The sequence below is a fragment of the Agarivorans sp. TSD2052 genome (assembly GCF_023238625.1).
GTDB lineage: Bacteria > Pseudomonadota > Gammaproteobacteria > Enterobacterales > Celerinatantimonadaceae > Agarivorans.
In genome coordinates this window covers 2,249,000-2,267,946 of record NZ_CP096670.1, presented here as the reverse complement: position 1 = coordinate 2,267,946, position 18,947 = coordinate 2,249,000, and the positions used below count along the sequence as shown (strand labels likewise).

Here is an 18,947-nt window from a genome sequence, read left to right as displayed (position 1 = left end):
AAAAATGCCAACCCAACATTATTTGCCCGAGCTAGAACAATTAGCTGCACTAACAAATCAGTACGCAAACTACCTAAGTGTAGAGCGGCTCTGTGAGGTATCTCATCTGAATATGCGCTTTCCTGTTGAGGCAATATCTTTGGGAATAAAGGATAAATCTAAGCCCTGTATTTGTTTTATAGGTGGCGTGCATGGCGTAGAACGGATCGGTAGCCAAGTGGTGTTGTCATTCATGAGCAACTTACTGTCGCGCTTAAGTTGGGACCAGCAACTCAATCAATTACTTACTAAGATTTGCGTTTATTTTATCCCGATAGTTAACCCGATAGGTATGGCGTTACAACGTCGGTCAAACGGTAATGGTGTTGATTTAATGAGAAACTCTCCGACAATAGCGCCTTTTGGAGCGAGCTTGTTAGTCGGTGGGCAACGTTTTTCAAAGCATTTCCCTTGGTATCAAGGTGACAAGAATCAACCAATGGAACTGGAATCCCAAGCATTATGTGAGTTTGTTAAACGTAGCTTGTTGGGAAGTCCGTATAGTCTGGTACTTGATTGCCATAGCGGTTTTGGTCAACATGACCGAATCTGGTTCCCTTACGCGAAATCTGCTAAAGCGCCAATTGACGACATTGCTTCGGTCTACCGTTTAAGAGAAGTGTTTTTTGAAAGCTTTCCCCATCAAAACTATTTATTTGAACCGCAAACTAAACACTATACTTGTCACGGAGACCTCTGGGACTATTGCTACGATCAATCCTTACAACAGCCCGGAATATTTATCCCCTTAACCTTGGAAATGGGCTCTTGGCGATGGCTAAAGAAAAACCCACTGCAGCTATTTAGTGGTGTAGGGTTATTTCACCCAATGAAAAAACATCGCGTACAAAGGGTATTGCGACAGCACCTAGTTTTAATGGAGTTTCTAATGAATAGCTGTTACTCATGGCGTCACGTAAACCAAGCAAACCGTTTGCTAGCAGCACAGCAACAGGCTAAGCAATTTTGGTATTAGAATCTACAGTCAGCTATCAAAGCGGACCAATAAGCCCGTATGCACGGCCAATACTGTTAGTGAGAGGTTTGATAAGGGAACGTCGTCACTGGGGGGCGATCTACTCAGTATTAAGTCGTCTATTTCCATCACGGCCGATATTAAGTTTTGATATCCCTGGCAACGGTTCTATGGCACATTTGAAAAGCGCCTCAACGATAGCCGAATTAAGGCAAAGTTTGCGTATTCAGCTACGCTTACAGGCCATGAGCATAAGTAGTATTGATATAGTCGCTATTTCTTTAGGTGGGATGTTAGCACTTGATTGGCAACATAATTACCCAAATGAAATAAACTCTATAGTGTTGATCAATTCTAGCAACGCGCGATTTTCGCCTTTTTTTCATAGGTTAAGCTGGCGCAGCTACCATCGCATAATTTTAGCGTTGGCGTCACGCACCATTCGGCAACGGCAACAGCGTATACTTTGTTTAACCAGCAACGCTGTCTACCGCCATCAAGATACCTTAAATCAATGGGTGGAATGGGCAGGGCAAAGTCCAACCTCTCTAAGCAACGCCTGTTACCAATTAAAAGCTGCGGCTACATTTAACTTTCCACATCAGCCCAAGGTACCGACTCTTATTGTCAGTAGTAAGCAGGACCGCCTAGTAAATTCAGCGTGTAGTGAAGCCTTAGCTTGCCATTGGAAAGTCAATCACAAACAACATCCTACGGCTGGTCATGATTTACCTCTAGATGCGCCAGATTGGTTAATTAAACAATTAAGCAATTGGTTTAGGCTTGTTGACCCTGATACCCCTCTACACTAAGTTGTAAGCACATGGATAAATAGGAAGGTAGGCATAGTGATGAAAAAATGGACATTGTTACTGTTGTTTTATTGCCCGTTAATTTGGGCAAATCAAGTATCTATTGAGGTCATTACAGAGGCTTACCCGAAACTCAGTGTATTGATAGAAAATACCAAACAAACCGTATTACGCGAGTTCGTTGCTCAAAACAATGAGAGTAGTTACACCCAACAGCAACATGTTCTCGCGCTTGAAACTGCTTCGACGGCTCATTGTCTTTCGGACTCTTTAGATAAATTGAATGGTCGTATGATTATTTTGGATTTTCATCTTAGTAACACTGTGAATAAACAGCTAAATGTAATAAGTCAAAATGCTAACCGTTCCGATCTAGAGTATTTGGTTAGTTTCCCTAATGGTGTGACTGACTGCCTACACCCAATAGTACAATTACATTTCCCTAGCTTGTTTCAATTTTCCAGCGCTTGGGGGCGAGTAGAAAATCATGAGGATTCTTCTAGCCACGCCAGCAATTTTTTTGTTATCCACAAAGTAGGCGCGGTTTACAGGTTTCAATTAGCGCCCCCCGAACCGCAACGAGCCCAGAGTTACTGGCTTAACTATTACGCTGAACAATGACCCTAGCATATTAATTAAATTGTCATAATTGATTGCAATCTATGTGGTTCAATAAACTACCCTTATTTGCTGTTGAACCTACACTTGCCACAAACCAAGAGCAACCAAACGAGTCAAAAGTTTAAGCCATTGAAACGCTACCAGTATGAACGGTATGCGCTGTTATGTCGGCTTGCTTATCCTTCAGCGATAGATTCAACACCATCTAAATTAAAAAATTACGTTTCAGTTGATGTCTTTGACCAATGGGGGCGACCGACGAGTAGAGTGTTATGGAAAGCCAGCAAAAATGAAGTCATCGTGGTGTCTCGTGGTTCGACAAATTTTACTGATTGGCTGGTTAATTTGGCTCTTTTCCCGACCAAGTATACGGTTCAACCGGGCTTGTCTTATTTCGTACATTGGGGCTATTTACAGTTATTGGAGCAGCCAAACTGTGACCCAAGTAGAGAGCAACAAACGCTTAGTGTTTATCAAAAAATAGAAGATATTTTACTCCCTCTTATTAATAGCGGTAAACGCGTTACCTTTACAGGGCATTCGTCGGGCGGAGCGATGGCGGTTCTAATGGCAGATAGGTTTGAACGTAAATGTCCAAACAAGGTAAAAAGAGTGGTTACTTTTGGCCAACCCGCTATCGGCTTATCGAGCTTCAAACGCCATTATCTATTGCACCGTAAGACCTACCGAATATGTTGCGATTTGGATATTGTGACTTTCTTACCTCCGTTGCCTTTAGTGTATTGGCACGTAGGGCGAATGTTATGGCTGCACGACGAAACTATCTACGAAAACACACCCAGTGGCTATCGTTTATACAAATCAATTATCAGTTGGTTATTACGTCCATTTACCTACCACTATATGCGCAAGTATATTCGTAATAAAGATTACTTTGATGAGATCTAATACGGGTTAGTTGAACCAAAAGACTGCGCAGCTCTAATACCTTTCTTACTCACACTAACCACTTCGGTTCTTGGCCATCTTCCGCAAAGTAGGGTGATATCTTGCTCGCTTTCTTTGTAGTAAACATATCTTTGGCCTTTGCCTAAGGCGCAACAAACGGGTTTATTATCTAAATAACTAATGCTTACAAACCCCTCTTCAGAGCGAACACTAGGGCACCAATCTTTAGTCGTTCCGCCATGGTGATTTGGTTGTTGTGCTAACAGTACAGTTTCTACATCCAATGTATTTGCAGGATGTGTTGAGAACCAATTTAGGTAGTCAGTGAAACTTAGTTGCTTCTCATAGAATTTAGCTAAGGTGACTTTTTGCATCTGTAAGATGAGTAAAACCATCACGAGTAACACGATGATGAAAGGGAACAAAATTCTATAAAGGAAAGTCGCTAGCATATTTTCTGCAGTAGAGTGAACAATGGGCGTTGATTCTAACAAAAATGTGACATATGTCTAATTAATATTCCATTAGATGATCACTTATGACTGTTGGGGAACTCTAATAAAACCTGCTAAACCTACACGGTATTTTTGTGTTAACTGGCTCTAGGAGTCCTTAATGATCAGCCTAATAGCTTATAAGTTAGTGGACTAGCTTATAGTCAAAGCGAATTTGTATAGCAGACCTGCTTGAGTAGTATGTTACCTCACCGAGGAGGGCTTATGTTTCGAAATCTTGTACTTATCTTTGTGTTGCTATGTTTAATCATCGCTTGGTTTAGTAGTGACTTGACGAGAGCGATATTCGAAGCATTGGCATTTTTCGCTGTTCTAATTATGTTGGCATTCTCCTTCACGAGCAAGAAGACTAAACAAACGAACTAACTAAACTGTTTAGTGTTATTGACTACTCTCATCTAGGGCAAAGAGTCGTTGAGAGTACAACAATTAGCTAATAAAAATTTACGATTACCCATAGCGATGAACAAGCTATAGATACCCAAAGCCCAATTCCTAATAGCAAGGGTTTTAGCCCTGCCATTTGCAAGTTTTTTGCAGTAAGTCCATAACCAATAAAAAACAGGCAAACACCCAGTAGCTCTTTCGAAAGAGTAAACAATCCCTCATACACGCGACTAAATTGCGGTACATAGTTACTGATAAGCATCGCTAAAATATAGAAAAAGATGAAGTAGGGAACAGAGAATTTACTGTCTTTTTCTTTAAAAATTACCGCACTTAATAAAGCCACAGGTATTATCCATAAGGCGCGGGCTAATTTAACGGTGGTGGCTACGGTTAAGGCCTCGTCTCCGTAGGCAGCAGCGGCGCCAACAACAGAAGAAGTGTCATGTATGGCGATGGCTGCCCAGTAACCAAATTGAAGTTGATTTAGCTCGAGTAGATGGCCTAATAATGGAAAAATGAAAAGGCCACATGCGTTAAGGATAAACACTGTCGCTAAAGCCAAAGACATTTGTTTGCTGCTGGCATTAATTGCAGGCGATACCGCTGCAATCGCACTTCCTCCGCAAATAGCTGTACCAGTAGAAATAAGGTAGCCGGTTTTTTTATCTATATCTAAAGCTTTTGTGGCTAAGCCCCCTAATATTAAGGTAAATAAGATAGAACCCACGATTAGACCAAAGCCGTGTTGTGTATATTCAATGGCTTGACCGATGGATATACCAAATCCCAAACCAACTACAGAAATAGCCAGTAAACGCTTAGTGAGGTTGCTAACATTTATTGCCTTTGGGCTTAAGCCTATACTGGCTAGGCATGCGCCGAAAACTAATGCTGCGGGTCCATTGACCCAGGGGCTTAACACCAGTAAAGCGACTAAGACGCAGACAACATCAGCCTTGCTATATGCTTGTAACTTTTTCAGCATGATTCCCCCTAAATAACTAACAGTATTATAAAGTCTTTGGCTTTGTGGGGATATCAATATAAAAAGCCGACCTAAACGACATGAAGCACCGTTAGTTATTGATATTCATTAAAAAAATAATTAATTATCAATAATATTGATTAAAGTTATCGATATTATTATTGCCGCTTTTGGGCTGTTTTTGACAAAAATAGTTCTTCTTCGATTTGTGGGCGCATCAATTCTGTGACGCGTTTTCCTTCGGCAATCGCTTCTTCTGCACGGTGAAAATCCATGGTGCTAATGTTACCTAGTTTAGGCGATAGCAAAATATCGGGAGGATCACCAGCCATGCGAGTGCGGGTTAGGCGCTCTTGCATAATATTAATCGATGTAGACATCACGCCAATCATTCCTGGAGAGCGGTGACTTTGTTGTTTAAGGTTTGCCAGCATTGAGTTTAAGAAATCTTTACCGCCGCCTAGCAATCGCCAAAATGCTTGATTGTTACCATCATTATGTTTCGAATCGTCTATATCGCCATCAAGCAAATTTAGCCGTGATTTATCACTATTAAGGTTTACCGCGATTACCACATCCGCTCCCATAGCTCTAACCAATGATACCGGCACAGGATTAACCACGGCACCATCCACAAGCCATTGTCCGTTTAACTGATAGGGCGCCATTAAACCCGGCATAGCACAAGAGGCGCGCACTGCATCGCGTACCTTGCCGCTTTGTAGCCAAATCTCTTTGCCCGATTCCAAGCCCGTTGCAACACAGCCAAATGGAATCTTGAGTTGTTCTATATTACTCGCGCCAATGTACTTCTCTGCGGCATTAAACACTTTTTCACCGGTTAATAAGCCTCCTCGATTAAGGGAAATATCAAGTAAATTAAAAACCTGCCAACTTGATAAACTTAAGGCCCATTCAGTTAACTCATCAACTCTTTGGCATGCGTAAGCGGCCCCAACCAAAGAACCAATAGAACAACCTCCAATCACCTGTGGCTGCACGCCCATTTCTCGCAAGGCCATAATGACCCCCAAATGAGCCCAGCCTCTTGCCGCGCCGCTACCTAGTGCTAGGCCTACTACAATATTCTTATTCGCCACTACATTCCCCCTGTAAAAGACAATCAATCTACATGTTGTTGCCGTTAAACAATTAATAACGCTTAACAAATTGGCCTAAATTCATGGAACTGGCAACAATAAAGAATTTAACTTAACGCATCTTAGACGGTTATTGTCTAAAATATTCTTCAAGTGAGGAATATTGGCTAATAAATGAGACATAAAAACAAAGTCGGTCGCCCCAAAGGGGACAGTCAGGCAAGGCAAGAGTTGATAAAAGCTGCCACCATTCTGTTTGTGTTGCACGATTACGACAAAGTATCTATACGAATGATTGCTGCTGAAGCTGCCGTTGATCCAGCACTCATCCGCTACTACTTTGGCAACAAAGCCAATTTATTTGGGGAAATGTTAAACAGCGTAGCCAAACCGGTATTTGCATCATTAGATGGACCTGTTAACCATCTAAATACCAGCAACCTGACAAACCTAATGCGTAATTACTATAAAACGATGGTCGATAACCCTAATTTCCCCAAGCTAATTTTTAAACTGGGATCAATGCCAAATGGACATGAAAGTACCCAGCAATTTGAGCACGTGATCAATAATATGGGTAAATTTAAAAGTAAGCGGCTTTTTGAACATTTGTGTAAGGATAATTCTTTTATCGATGGCGTTGATGCCGAGCTTGCGCAACTCAGCTTTATGAGCCTAATGGTCTTTCCATTTTTGATGCCTCAACGTTTATTAGAAAAAAATGGAATACAACTTTCAAAAGACAAATTTATAAAACTTGCCGAACACAATATTCAGTTGTTAGAGCGCGGACTATTTAAACAAAAGGATGATAACAATGAGAGTAGCTAAGCCATGGTTAATACTGCCCGGTGTCGCAGTGGGGATACTATTGCTTGCTGTAGCGATAATGACTAAAGAAGTGGTTCCACTTAATAGTGAACACCAAAACTCTCGTTTAGTGGAGGTCCGCATATTAGAAAAGATGGAGAGTGCGCCTGTTGCACTGGGCTATGGGAAAGTTGAGCCAAAAAATACTTGGGAGGCTGTGGCAGAAGTCTCAGGCAGTCTAGTTTATCGTCATCCGCAACTCGAAGAGGGCCGGTTTCTAGAAAAGGGCAGTTTGTTGTTAAAAATTGACCCACTTGAATACCATCTTCAAATGACTCAAGCAGAAGCAAACTTAAACGCTAGCAAAACTCAACTGGCAAGGTTAGAACAAGAATTGGCTAACTATCAAACCAGCTTAGACATCGAACAACAACGAGCAGTTTTGATTGAAGAAGAGTTTTCACGCAAGCAAAAACTAAAAGACCAGAACTTGATCTCTAGTTCAGAATTAGAAACCGAAAAACAAAATGTACTTACTCAAAACAAAGTCATACAAGATTTAGAAAACGCCTTGCAATTGGTGCCAGATGATAGACGGGTACTAGAAGCGCAATATGCAGTAGAGCAGGCTAAATACCAAGACGCTCAACGCCAATTAAGTAAAACCGAGATTGTGTTGCCTTATGACGCAAAAATAGCCGAAGTAAATATTGAAACTAATCAGGTCGTGAACCTGCAATCAGTGATGGTGGTTGCTCAGAAGTTAGATACCATGGTGGCTCACGTACAATTGTCATTGACTGATATTAGAAAGCTAATGGAGAGTGTCCAGCACTATCGTAGTCAAGCAGGTTTGCCCTCTATCGACGATTTAGAATTTACTGCGAGCATCAGCTTAGTGGCGTCTGGTATCGAGTATCGTTGGCCAGCTAAAGTGGCGCGAGTTGCAGAATCTGTCGATGTAGAGCAGGCGACTGTAGGCATGTTTTTAGAAGTCGAACAAAACCTAGCTAATATGGATTTTGCCAATCAAATCCCGCTTACCAAAGGGATGTTTGTGGAGGCTGAGATTACAGGCTACCCCCAAAGTCAGTTTGTTGTACCAGAAAAAGCCTTACACGGTGACAGTATCTATTTAATTGACGAAAACAACCAATTAAGAATTCAACCGGTTAACATCTTATTTAGAAGCAAAAATGGGGTAGCGATTAGTGGTGATCTGCAACCTGGCCTGCGCCTAATATTGAACGACCTTATCCCAGCGGTGAACGGCATGGATTTGCGGGTAGAGGGTGAAAGCAATGCTTAACTTTTTTATTCGTCATCCAACTCTAGCCAACTTATGTATGGTGAGTTTTCTGCTATTGGGTTTAAGCAGTTTAGGAACGCTAAAACGCGAAACCTTTCCAGAATTTACCAACCCTTTTGTTATCGCTACTGTCGTTTATCCTGGCGCGTCTCCTAGTGAAGTTGAAGAAAGTCTCTGTATGCGTATGGAAGATGCTGTTGACGGCTTATCGAATATAGAAGAAACACGCTGTGAAGCGGTTGAAGGGCTAGGTTCGTTAATCGTAAAACTTGATGGTAAAGCTGATGTAGGCCGTATGTTAGTCGACATTCAAACTGAAATTAATGCGATTAAAGATTTTCCCTTAGAAATCGAACCGCCCGTGGTTAAAGAAATGGATTGGGCTGAACCGGTTGTTGATATTGCCATTAGCGCTCCGGCTTCTTGGCCAGATCTGAAAGCCTACGCTGAACAACTTAAACATACTTTGAAAGTAGATTACGGAGTGGCGATTGTGACGGTCAGTGGTTTTTCCGACCACCAACTTCGTGTTGAACTCGACCACACCGCGTTACGCAGGCTTAACTTAAGCGTCACGGATGTTGCCGATGCTATCAGCAATCAAAATATCAATTTGCCAGCCGGTACCATTGAACTATTCGAAAAGAACTTACTTATACGTTTTGACCAACGAAAACGTGATCCGGTGGCGTTAGCCAAAACCGTGATAGCCGCCGACCCTAAAGGTAGTGTGGTGTATCTTGGTGACATCGCAACCATCACTGACCGTTTTGAGTTAGACGAAGAGAAAATACTGTTTAACAATCTGCCGTCAGCGGTGCTTAAAATTAGTAAAAACAAAGCCGATGATGCACTGCGTATTAAAGCTTCTGTGCAACAATTTGTCGATGATCAGCTTTTGATAGCGCCAACAGGGGTCCAGCTTACCTTAACCAATGACATGTCCTCTTTGCTCAACGACCGCTTAACCATGATGCTTAAAAATGGCTGGCAAGGAATAATTTTGGTTTTCTTAAGCATGTGGTTGTTCTTCTCGTTACGCTATTCTTTTTGGATTGCAGCAGGATTGCCAGTTGCTTTTATGGGTGGCTTGTTTTTGATGTCAGTGGTTGGCTTATCGATCAATGTCATGACACTGGTTGGCCTGTTAATGGCTATCGGCATTATGATGGATGACGCAATTGTGATCGCTGAATCGATTGCTTCTCATCTTGAAAGAGGCATGAATGCCGATCAAGCCGTAATAGAAGGTGTTAAAAAGGCCGCACCCGGTGTGATATCGTCGTTCTTTACCACCATCTTTGTACTTGGCAGTTTAATGTGGTTGGACGGGCAAATGGGAGCAGTGCTGAGTGTCGTACCCATGGCCTTGCTATTGGTGTTGTGTATTAGTCTTATTGAAGCATTTTTGATTTTGCCTAACCATTTACGCCATACCTTGCAGCATCAACCCATCGAAAAACCTGTTTCAGGTCTGAAAGCACGATTTTTAGCAAGTTTTGAAAATTTCAGATTATATAAATTAGTACCAGCGGTAGCTTGGGTAGTTAAATGGCGCTATGCGTCTTTGGGCGTTGTATTTGCGTTGTTTTTAATGTCGTTATCTTTAGTAGTAAGTGGCGCTTTAAAATTTACCGCATTTCCCGAGCTAGATGGAGATATTGCAGAAGCAAGACTGATTTTACCACCGGGTTCCAGCTTGTCACAAACCGAGGCCATGGTAGAAGAAATCGTCAATGCAGCCACGCTTGTCGGTCAACAATTCACTAAAGATAACAATGAGCCGCAAGCGCTTATTCACGATATTACCGCGCAATATAACTTTAACGCCAATGCCGGCGAAGTTGGGCCACACGTCGCTACTGTGCGTCTAGACTTGCTGTCGGCAGAAGTCCGTAACAGCTATATTGAAGACTTTATCAGTGCTTGGCGAGACAAGGTAGGAGAGCAGGCATTGCCGGTGTCTCTGGCGTTTACTCAGCCAACTATGGGGCCAGCTGGCAGAGCAATTGAAGTTCGATTGCAGCATTCTGATCTAGATACATTAAAAGCCGCGTCAGTTGATTTGCAAAATTATCTTGGTCAGTTTTCTGGGGTAAATAGCATATTAGATGATATGCGTCCCGGTAAAGAAGAGGTTGTCGTGTCTCTGCGTAATGGGGCTGAGTCATTTAACATTAATGGACAATTGGTGGCTCAACAATTACGAGCGGCTTATCAAGGCGCTATCGCAGACGAGTTTCAACTGGGTGCTGAAAATATCCAAATTGATGTCAGACTTAACAAACTACAAGCGGGAAATTTGCAGTCATTAGCTAACTTCCCAATTGTTCTCAATGACGGAAATCAAGTACCGCTATCAGCGGTAGCAAATATAGAATACCAACGTGCTTATGTACGTATTCAGCGTATCAACGGCCTACGTACTGTCACTGTAATGGCTGATGTAGACAGCCGAAAAGCCAATACCAGTGAGGTAATGAGTTTAGTACAAGGCGAATTCTTACCCACATTGGTTGCAAAATATTCAGGCTTGCGCATTGATTTTGAGGGCGAAGCTAAGGAGAGCGCAAAAGTAGGCGCTTCGTTAATGAAGAGCTTTGGCATTGGTATATTTGGTGTTTTTGCCATTCTAAGTTTCCAGTTTCGTAGTTACTTAGAGCCCGTTATTGTGCTTACCGTTATACCGATGGCTTTGATCGGCGTATTGTGGGGGCATTTTTTACTTGGTCATAGTTTAAGTATGCCATCGATATTAGGATTCATTTCATTAGCTGGCATTGTTACCAACGATTCAATCCTATTGGTTCAATATATACGGCACCATTTAGATGATGGCGATGATGTTTACGACGCGGTTGTTAGTGCGAGTAAAGAACGGTTTAGAGCTGTATTCCTCACCTCATTAACTACCGCCGCAGGTTTACTGCCATTGCTGCTAGAAACTAGCCTACAGGCCCAAGTTGTCCAGCCTATTGTCGTCTCGATTGTTTTCGGCATTTGTGCGTCAACCTTGATGGTATTATTTATTATTCCGGCGGCTTACGCGATTTTGGCTGATTGGAACTTGGTACATAAACATCAGCGCTTAGATTAATATTACCTACTGATGCTAAAGACTGGATAAATATCCAGTCTTTAGGGTAAGCTATTGCTAATTCAGGATTGGAGAACACGAAGTGATAGCCACGATTAAAGGTATCTTAGAAGATAAAGCCCCACCTTTTGTATTGATTGATGTAGCTGGAGTAGGGTACGAGATACAACTTCCGATGAGTTGTTTTTATCAATTACCAGAGTTAGGTGAGTCAGTGCGCTTACTGACTCACTTTATTGTACGAGAAGACGCTCAGCTACTTTATGGTTTCCACGATAATCAATCACGTTCTTTGTTCAAAGAATTGATCAAGGTTAATGGCATTGGGCCTAAAGTTGCCTTAGCTATCTTGTCTGGCTTAAGTTGTGAACAATTCGTTTTTGCAGTCAAACACGAAGATTTATCCAGTTTAGTCAAAGTCCCCGGAATTGGAAAAAAGACCGCTGAAAGACTATTGGTAGAAATGAAAGATAGGCTTAAAAATTGGAACGTTGAACTCCCAGCAACGCCGATAAGTGATACGATTAATGCAAATGGAGATTTGCCTTTGCGACCCACGGTTGACCCTAAAGAAGAAGCTATCGCGGCATTAGAGTCTCTTGGGTATAAAATCGTGCAAGCTGAGAAACTGGTTAAGCAAGTTTGGATCGCCAATATGACAAGTGAACAATTGATACGTGAAGCCTTGAAGGCTGCGCTGTAATTAAGGTTTAAAGTAATGATAGAAGCTGATCGTTTAGTGGCAGCGACCCCAGTTGCAGAAGAAGAAACCGTAGACCGGGCCATTAGGCCTAAACACCTATCTGATTATACCGGGCAACAAGCGGTAGTGGAGCAGTTAGAGATATTTATCGAAGCTGCGCGCCGACGAGATGATGCTTTAGATCATTTACTCATATTTGGCCCGCCAGGCTTAGGCAAAACAACGCTAGCTAACATCGTTGCCAACGAGTTAGGGGTTAATATCAAAACGACTTCTGGCCCCGTCTTGGAAAAAGCCGGTGATCTAGCTGCTTTACTTACTAACCTTGAGCCCGGAGATGTGTTATTCATCGACGAAATCCATCGTTTAAGCGCAGTAGTTGAAGAAGTGCTTTATCCAGCAATGGAAGATTATCAACTTGATATTATGATTGGGGAAGGGCCCGCAGCACGTTCTATTAAATTAGACTTGCCGCCTTTCACTTTGATTGGCGCGACAACTAGAGCGGGGATGTTAACCTCGCCGTTAAGAGACCGCTTTGGTATTGTGCAGCGTTTAGAGTTTTACAACACCAAAGATTTAACCGAAATAGTAAAACGCAGTGCTCACTACTTAAACTTAGAGTCAGACGAAGATGGTGCCTGGGAAGTGGCGCGTCGCTCGCGAGGAACGCCGCGAATAGCCAACCGTTTATTACGTCGTGTTCGTGATTACGCCGATGTGAAATTTGATGGCAAAGTTACTCAAGATATCGCCGAAAAGGCGCTAGATTTATTGAGCGTAGATAGCGCTGGGTTTGATTACATGGATACCAAACTCTTAGTAGCAATTACTGACACCTTCAGTGGTGGCCCTGTAGGTTTAGATAACTTAGCGGCGGCAATTGGTGAAGATAAAGAAACGATAGAAGATGTATTAGAACCATTTTTAATTCAACAGGGCTACTTACAGAGGACTCCGCGCGGTCGTATTGCAAGTGACAAAGCTTATCTGCATCTAGGATTAGATTTACCCAAACGTTAAAACAGCTGTCGTTTATCAACGACAGCTCGCCTAAGCAAGCGGCTTAAAGTGTTTAATTTTAAGCCGTTAATCTAAATTTATTCAGCAAATCTTCAAATTAAGTGGTTTGAGTCTTAACCTTAAGCACTTGCCTGTGTATAGTATTTTCTAATTGTAAAACTAAGGTAGGTTTAATGTCGATTCTTGCTGTACGGGTTTATTATGAAGATACTGATGCCGGTGGTGTGGTTTATCACGCTAACCATATAAAGTACTTCGAACGCGCCCGCACTGAATGGCTGCGAGAGCTTGGTTATGACCAAGATAGCCTAATGGAACAAGACCTTTGTTTTGTTGTACGCGCTCTCACTATTGACTATAAACTTCCTGCGCGCTTCAACCAATTGCTCTCTGTCACTACCCGTATTGATAGCATGAAACGCGCGAGCATGGTTTTTGAACAAACAATCACAAATGCTGAACAACAAGTCATTGCCCACGGAATGGTTACCGTGGCTTGTGTCACATTGTCATCAATGAAGGCCACGGCCATTCCTGAAATATTAAAAGAGGATTTACTCGGTGCACTCTGATATGTCATTTATTGGCTTGTTTTGGCAGGCTAGCCTACTCGTAAAATTTGTAATGTTATTGTTGTTGAGTATGTCGGTCTATTCGTGGGCGATGATCATTAACCGGAACAAGGTACTCAAATCGGCTAAGCAGGCCAGTGATAGCTTTGAGCAAAAATTTTGGTCAGGCGTAGATCTAAACAAACTCTATCAAGAGAGCAACGCGCGTGCTGATCATTTGCAAGGCATGGAACAAATTTTTCATTCTGGTTTTAGAGAATATGTTCGCTTGCACAAAACCAGTGGGCGTAGCCCCGATGCTGTGATGGATGGGACCTACCGTAGTATGCGGGTCTCTTTGTCTCGCGAAGTTGAGTCTTTAGAAAATCAACTACCGGTACTTGCCACTATTGGATCGATTAGCCCCTATATAGGCTTGTTTGGTACTGTTTGGGGGATCATGAATGCATTTATAGCATTGGGTGAAGTTCAACAAGCTAGTTTAAACATGGTTGCACCGGGTATTGCCGAAGCGCTGATTGCAACCGCTATGGGGTTGTTCGCGGCGATCCCAGCGGTCATTGCTTTTAACCGATTTTCTACCAACGTAGCGAAATTAGAAAATGCTTACGTGAATTTTATGGAAGAATTTTCCAGTATTTTACATCGCCAAACCCATACTGGCAGTAATTAAAAAGGGGCGAGTATGAACTATTATCAACGTCCCAAACGCCGCTTAGTCGCAGAAATTAACGTGGTGCCTTATATTGATGTAATGTTGGTATTGTTGATCATTTTTATGGTTACTGCGCCGCTGATTACTCAAGGTGTTAAGGTAGATTTGCCACAAGCTAGTGCTGAAGCAATGCCAGAAGACAGTAAGCCGCCGTTAGTGGCTACGGTGACCGAAAGTGGTCAGTACTATTTAGACACAGGTGAAAGCAGTAATTCAGCCAGTGAGTCTTTATCTGGGGATGATTTACAGGCCTTGGTAATTGCACATTTGCAATTAGACCCTAATTTACCCGTGGTAGTACGTGGTGACAAAAACGTGCGTTACGAACAAATTATAAATTTGATGGTATTGCTGCAGAGTGCAGGTGTGCCTTCGGTGGGTTTAATGACCCAGCCTGACAATAATTAGAATAGGAATAGCATTGAAGTCGCCATTTAGCCTATCGGTTATTATCTCAATTTTGCTACACGCCGTGCTGTTTATAGCGCTGGTGTGGTCGGTAGATTTTGAACGGGTTAAGTTAGAGCCAACACCTAGCGCACCGATTATTAATGCAACAGCGGTTGATATAAACCAAGTAACGCAGCAAGTTGAACGCTTAAAGCAACAGCAAAAAGCCAAAGTAGATAAAGAAAAACAGCGCACAGCTCAAGCAGAGAAAAACGCCGAGCAAGCGCGAAAGAAACGCTTAGCTGAAGAAAAGCGAATTAAACAACTTGAGCTTGAAAAACGCCAGCAAGAAGATGCCAAGCGTAAAGCAGACGAACAAGCCCGCCGCGCTCAAGAAAAACAAAAGCTCGAGCAGAAAAAAGCCCAACAAGCTGAGGCGCAACGGGTAGAAAAAGAAAAACAACAAGCAGCCGCTGTAGCAGCAGCTGCCGCGGCCGAAGCCGATAAACAACGTAAATTGGAACAACAAAAGCAAGCTGAAGCCGCCGCTAAAAAAGCCGAAGAAGCCGCTCGTAAAGCTGAACAGGCTGCCAGAGAAGCTGAACAATTAAGAGTGCGCAAAGAGGAAGAGGCTCGAGTGGCTGCTGAGAAAGCAGCAAAAGAAAAAGCCCAACGAGAGCGACAAGCAGAAATGGCCCGTCAAGAAGCTGAATTTGAAAAAGCGATGCTAGAACAAGGGGCTACCGAGCTAAATGCTAGGCGTCAGAAGCAAGTGTTAGGTGAAGTGGATAAGTATCGCGCCTTGATCATGTCAGCAATTCAACGTAATTGGTTGACCGAGCCCAGCATGTTAGGCAAGCAGTGTAGTATAGATATTACCTTAGCGTCTAGCGGCCTTGTCATTGATACAGGCCCAGGGCGAGGGGATCGAGCGGTATGTGAATCTGCGCGCCGAGCAATTAAAAAAGCAGTGACTTTACCTGTATCTAGAGATCCAGAAGTATTCGCTCAAATGAAAAATATTACTTTAACCTTAAAACCGGAATAGCTGAGATGATAAAAAAACTGTTGTTGAGTGTAAGCTTGGTGTTTTCATTTATAAGTGTTGCTCAAGCTAACCTCGAAATTGTAATCACCGAAGGTGTAGACAGTGCTCGACCGGTAGGGGTTGTGCCTTTTGTTTGGCAAGGTCATGGTCAAGCTCCACTAGACTTGTCAAAGGTCGTTGCTGCGGATTTACGCCGCAGTGGTAAGTTTAATCCAGTGGCGATAAGTGATATGCCACAAACCCCACAAACGCTAGAGCAAATCGACTATGAAGCTTGGGCTGCACTAGGCGTAGAAGCAGTCTTAACGGGAAAAGTTGAAGCTGTAGAAGGGGGGAAGTTTAAAGTAAGCTACATACTTGTTGATGTACTGCGTGGTCAAGTTACTGCTGGTAATAAACAAGAGCTTAAAGACGGCCAACTAGTCACTAAGCAAGATCACATACTTTTAGACCGATATAAGAGTGTCGCTCAAGCGCAGCTCAGACAAATGGCGCACTTAATATCTGATCGTGTATATCAGTCGTTAACCGGCGAAAGAGGTGCATTTTTAACTCGTATTGCCTACGTAGTCGTTGATCTAGAAGCTGCTATGCCTTATCAGCTTCGAGTCAGCGATTACGATGGTTATAATGAATCAGCCTTGGTCCGTTCGAAAGAACCATTAATGTCTCCTTCGTGGTCGCCCGATGGTAAAAAGCTTGCGTATGTAAGCTTTCAAAATCAGAAAGCAGAAATTTATACCATTGACGTATACACTGGGCAAAATGACCGTTTAACCACTTATAACGGTATTAACGGTGCACCAGAATGGTCGCCTGACGGCAAGAAACTCGCCATGGTGTTATCTAAGGATGGTCAACCAGATATTTACGTACTGGACCTTGCCTCTAAAAATTTGTCACGGATAACTAAGAATCGTCGTATTGATACTGAACCCACTTGGTCGCCATCAGGAAACGAATTGTTGTTTTCTTCAGAAAGAGGCGGAAAACCGCAAATTTATCGAGTGAACCTAGATACTAAAAAGGTAAATCGAGTCACTTGGGAAGGTGAAATGAACCTTGGCGGTACTGTTACACCCGACGGGTCTGCGTTGGTGATGGTAAGCCGAGTCAACGGGCAATACCGAATCGCCCGTCAAGACTTTGATACTGGCTATGTACAGGTATTAACCCGAACCCAATTAGATGAATCCCCAACTGTAGCGCCAAATGGAAGTATGATTATGTATAGTACTGTAGCAAATGGGCGACAGGTACTGGCATTGGTGTCTATGGATGGACGTTTTAAAGCTACCTTACCAGCAAAAGAAGGAAGCGTTCGTGCTCCGGCATGGTCTCCGTTCTTGAACTAAAACACTATGAGATTACAAGGAATCCATAATGCAATTTGAAAGACTATTCAAAACTCTTATTTTAGGCTTAGCGTTTACCGGTTTAGCCGCCTGTAGTGCCAATAAAACAAGTGACAGTGACGTTAGTGAGCAAGAGAAAGCTGGCGGAATGGTAATTGAAGAGACGACTGATGGCCAAACAGCGGGTGGGGTAGAGACTGGCACCATTGACCCAATCTTGAGTGGTGAAGAAGAGCAACGTCAGAAAGCAGCAGAGTTACGTCAAAGCCAAGTGGTTTACTTTGAATTTGACCGTTCCGACATTCGAGATGAGTTTGCTGAGATCTTAGAAGCACACGCTAGTTACCTACGTGACAATCCATCAGTAACGATGCTTATAGAAGGCCACACCGATGAGCGTGGTACACCAGAATACAATATCGCTTTAGGTGAACGCCGCGGCAAGGCAGTATCTAAGTACTTGCAAAGTCTAGGTGTACTAGCTTCACAAATCTCAATAGTTAGCTACGGCGAAGAAAAGCCGGTTGATAACTCGCATACCGATGCAGCTATGGCTAAGAACCGTCGCGCTGTGTTAGTTTATTAATACGCTTAAACGTGTAGAGTGATTTATGAAATTTAAAATGATTACGGCTACTTCAGTAGCCGTTTTATTATCAGCAAATGTGTTGGCAGCAGCACCTGTTGAAGAAGCCGGAACCGGCAGCGCGGTTGCATTAAGTAGTAGCGCGCTTAGTTCAAGTAATTTAAGCATAGAGCAACGTATAGAGCGCTTAGAGAGAATGATCCAAGCGCGAAATCAAGTCCAGTTGGATATGCAGAACCAAGTTGAAGAACTGTCAGACAGCATGTCAACAATGGTCGGTCAAATTGAACAAAACAATTATCAAATTGAACAGATGATTGAGCGCCAGCGCGAGATCTATCAAGAGTTAGACCGTCGTTTCGCCCAAGTACAAACCTCAGCAACAACGACTCAAGCTACAGCCGTCGCTACGCCAACGGCCGTAGGTGAAGACCAAGCCTATGACGCAGCGGTTGCTTTAGTGATGCAAGATAAAAACTACGATGCAGCCATTCCCGCATTCGAAACGTTCATTAGCGACTTTCCTAAATCTAGCTATGCCCCTAATGCGCATTATTGGCTAGGTCAGCTACAATATACTCGTGGTCAGCGCGCAGAGGCATCACAACAGTTCAATACAGTTGTTAATGATTACCCTCAATCTAACAAGGTTGCTGAATCTTTGTTAAAACTCGGTATCATTGCGCAATTTCAAAATAACAACGAAGAAGCAAAGAACTTGTTTACACGGGTAGTCGAAGAACACCCTAACAGTGCAGCCGCCGGTTTGGCTAAAAATCGATTGGCACAGTTTTAACCTTAGTTTTCAGCAGTAAAGTGCAGCAAATTCAGAAATCTGTACAAACTTGAAGCTGGTTGCTTAATTGCTGAACGCTTAGAAAAAAAGATTCAAATTACTATTGCACAACAGTCTTAAATCCGTATCATAGGCCGCCGTTGAGTCAGGTCAATTGCGCAAGCAAAATGCACCGGGTTTAATTGAAGTTCAAAGT

General features: G+C 42.8%; 19 protein-coding genes. 16 read left to right on the top strand and 3 right to left on the bottom strand.

What is annotated here, in order from left to right; genetic code table 11:
- The first annotated feature begins 4 nt into the window (after positions 1 to 4).
- The 4 genes from M0C34_RS10375 to M0C34_RS10360 all read left to right on the top strand — a co-directional run bounded on the left by M0C34_RS10375 (position 5) and on the right by M0C34_RS10360 (position 3,357).
- Positions 5 to 1,015, top strand: coding sequence for a DUF2817 domain-containing protein (locus M0C34_RS10375; RefSeq protein ID WP_248715535.1), 1,011 nt, complete (start codon positions 5 to 7; stop codon positions 1,013 to 1,015).
- 59 nt (positions 1,016 to 1,074) lie between these two features.
- Positions 1,075 to 1,827: an alpha/beta fold hydrolase gene (locus M0C34_RS10370; protein ID WP_248715534.1), complete on the top strand. Its 753-nt coding sequence runs from the start codon at positions 1,075 to 1,077 to the stop codon at positions 1,825 to 1,827.
- Between the two features lie 39 nt (positions 1,828 to 1,866).
- On the top strand, positions 1,867 to 2,448 hold the full coding sequence (locus M0C34_RS10365) for a hypothetical protein (protein ID WP_248715533.1): 582 nt from the start codon (positions 1,867 to 1,869) through the stop codon (positions 2,446 to 2,448).
- Between the two features lie 129 nt (positions 2,449 to 2,577).
- Complete coding sequence (locus tag M0C34_RS10360) at positions 2,578 to 3,357, top strand: lipase family protein (protein WP_248715532.1); 780 nt, start codon at positions 2,578 to 2,580, stop codon at positions 3,355 to 3,357.
- Here the strand turns inward: M0C34_RS10360 and M0C34_RS10355 are convergent.
- From M0C34_RS10355 to rssA, 3 genes are all read right to left on the bottom strand, one after another.
- Positions 3,354 to 3,851, bottom strand: a complete 498-nt coding sequence (locus M0C34_RS10355) for a hypothetical protein (RefSeq protein ID WP_248715531.1) — start codon at positions 3,849 to 3,851, stop codon at positions 3,354 to 3,356. The genes M0C34_RS10360 and M0C34_RS10355 overlap by 4 nt on opposite strands.
- A 454-nt stretch (positions 3,852 to 4,305) precedes the next feature.
- Positions 4,306 to 5,247 (bottom strand): YeiH family protein, encoded by a 942-nt coding sequence (locus tag M0C34_RS10350; protein WP_248715530.1) that lies wholly within the window; start codon positions 5,245 to 5,247, stop codon positions 4,306 to 4,308.
- Between the two features lie 158 nt (positions 5,248 to 5,405).
- Complete coding sequence (gene rssA, locus M0C34_RS10345) at positions 5,406 to 6,347, bottom strand: patatin-like phospholipase RssA (protein WP_248715529.1); 942 nt, start codon at positions 6,345 to 6,347, stop codon at positions 5,406 to 5,408.
- A 231-nt stretch (positions 6,348 to 6,578) separates the two neighbouring features.
- On the opposite strand from rssA, the gene M0C34_RS10340 reads away from it, so the two are divergent.
- The 12 genes from M0C34_RS10340 to ybgF all read left to right on the top strand — a co-directional run bounded on the left by M0C34_RS10340 (position 6,579) and on the right by ybgF (position 18,751).
- Entirely contained in the window at positions 6,579 to 7,178 is a 600-nt protein-coding gene (locus M0C34_RS10340) for a TetR/AcrR family transcriptional regulator (RefSeq protein ID WP_248715528.1), read from the top strand.
- Positions 7,165 to 8,466: an efflux RND transporter periplasmic adaptor subunit gene (locus M0C34_RS10335; protein ID WP_248715527.1), complete on the top strand. Its 1,302-nt coding sequence runs from the start codon at positions 7,165 to 7,167 to the stop codon at positions 8,464 to 8,466. The genes M0C34_RS10340 and M0C34_RS10335 overlap by 14 nt, the downstream gene beginning before the upstream one ends.
- The gene (locus tag M0C34_RS10330; RefSeq protein WP_248715526.1) at positions 8,459 to 11,563 is read left to right on the top strand and encodes an efflux RND transporter permease subunit; all 3,105 of its coding nucleotides are present in this window, start codon (positions 8,459 to 8,461) and stop codon (positions 11,561 to 11,563) included. The genes M0C34_RS10335 and M0C34_RS10330 overlap by 8 nt, the downstream gene beginning before the upstream one ends.
- Positions 11,564 to 11,645: 82 nt before the next feature.
- Positions 11,646 to 12,266: a Holliday junction branch migration protein RuvA gene (ruvA, locus tag M0C34_RS10325; protein WP_248715525.1), complete on the top strand. Its 621-nt coding sequence runs from the start codon at positions 11,646 to 11,648 to the stop codon at positions 12,264 to 12,266.
- Positions 12,267 to 12,281: 15 nt separating this feature from the next.
- Positions 12,282 to 13,289 (top strand): Holliday junction branch migration DNA helicase RuvB, encoded by a 1,008-nt coding sequence (gene ruvB, locus M0C34_RS10320; RefSeq protein ID WP_248715524.1) that lies wholly within the window; start codon positions 12,282 to 12,284, stop codon positions 13,287 to 13,289.
- Positions 13,290 to 13,462: 173 nt separating this feature from the next.
- A complete protein-coding gene (gene ybgC, locus M0C34_RS10315) occupies positions 13,463 to 13,861 on the top strand; it encodes a tol-pal system-associated acyl-CoA thioesterase (RefSeq protein WP_248715523.1) in 399 nt (132 codons plus the stop codon).
- Positions 13,851 to 14,534 carry a protein TolQ gene (gene tolQ / locus M0C34_RS10310; RefSeq protein WP_248715522.1) on the top strand — a complete coding sequence of 228 codons (684 nt, stop codon included), beginning with the start codon at positions 13,851 to 13,853 and terminating at the stop codon, positions 14,532 to 14,534. The genes ybgC and tolQ overlap by 11 nt, the downstream gene beginning before the upstream one ends.
- Positions 14,535 to 14,546: 12 nt before the next feature.
- Positions 14,547 to 14,984: a protein TolR gene (gene tolR, locus M0C34_RS10305; RefSeq protein ID WP_248715521.1), complete on the top strand. Its 438-nt coding sequence runs from the start codon at positions 14,547 to 14,549 to the stop codon at positions 14,982 to 14,984.
- A gap of 13 nt (positions 14,985 to 14,997) precedes the next feature.
- Positions 14,998 to 16,014, top strand: coding sequence for a cell envelope integrity protein TolA (tolA, locus tag M0C34_RS10300; RefSeq protein WP_248715520.1), 1,017 nt, complete (start codon positions 14,998 to 15,000; stop codon positions 16,012 to 16,014).
- A gap of 5 nt (positions 16,015 to 16,019) precedes the next feature.
- Positions 16,020 to 17,369: a Tol-Pal system beta propeller repeat protein TolB gene (tolB, locus tag M0C34_RS10295; protein ID WP_248715519.1), complete on the top strand. Its 1,350-nt coding sequence runs from the start codon at positions 16,020 to 16,022 to the stop codon at positions 17,367 to 17,369.
- 28 nt (positions 17,370 to 17,397) lie between these two features.
- Complete coding sequence (pal, locus tag M0C34_RS10290) at positions 17,398 to 17,955, top strand: peptidoglycan-associated lipoprotein Pal (protein ID WP_248715518.1); 558 nt, start codon at positions 17,398 to 17,400, stop codon at positions 17,953 to 17,955.
- A gap of 25 nt (positions 17,956 to 17,980) precedes the next feature.
- Entirely contained in the window at positions 17,981 to 18,751 is a 771-nt protein-coding gene (ybgF, locus tag M0C34_RS10285) for a tol-pal system protein YbgF (protein WP_248715517.1), read from the top strand.
- Positions 18,752 to 18,947 lie beyond the last annotated feature (196 nt).

Coding starts and splice junctions, on each gene's coding strand:
- M0C34_RS10330 (WP_248715526.1), top strand. CDS start 8,459: ATGCTTAACTTTTTTATTCGTCATCCAACTCTAGCCAACTTATGTATG.
- M0C34_RS10365 (WP_248715533.1), top strand. CDS start 1,867: ATGAAAAAATGGACATTGTTACTGTTGTTTTATTGCCCGTTAATTTGG.
- M0C34_RS10350 (WP_248715530.1), bottom strand. CDS start 5,247: ATGCTGAAAAAGTTACAAGCATATAGCAAGGCTGATGTTGTCTGCGTC.
- M0C34_RS10335 (WP_248715527.1), top strand. CDS start 7,165: ATGAGAGTAGCTAAGCCATGGTTAATACTGCCCGGTGTCGCAGTGGGG.
- tolB (WP_248715519.1), top strand. CDS start 16,020: ATGATAAAAAAACTGTTGTTGAGTGTAAGCTTGGTGTTTTCATTTATA.
- pal (WP_248715518.1), top strand. CDS start 17,398: ATGCAATTTGAAAGACTATTCAAAACTCTTATTTTAGGCTTAGCGTTT.
- tolR (WP_248715521.1), top strand. CDS start 14,547: ATGAACTATTATCAACGTCCCAAACGCCGCTTAGTCGCAGAAATTAAC.
- M0C34_RS10375 (WP_248715535.1), top strand. CDS start 5: ATGCCAACCCAACATTATTTGCCCGAGCTAGAACAATTAGCTGCACTA.
- ybgF (WP_248715517.1), top strand. CDS start 17,981: ATGAAATTTAAAATGATTACGGCTACTTCAGTAGCCGTTTTATTATCA.
- ruvB (WP_248715524.1), top strand. CDS start 12,282: ATGATAGAAGCTGATCGTTTAGTGGCAGCGACCCCAGTTGCAGAAGAA.
- ybgC (WP_248715523.1), top strand. CDS start 13,463: ATGTCGATTCTTGCTGTACGGGTTTATTATGAAGATACTGATGCCGGT.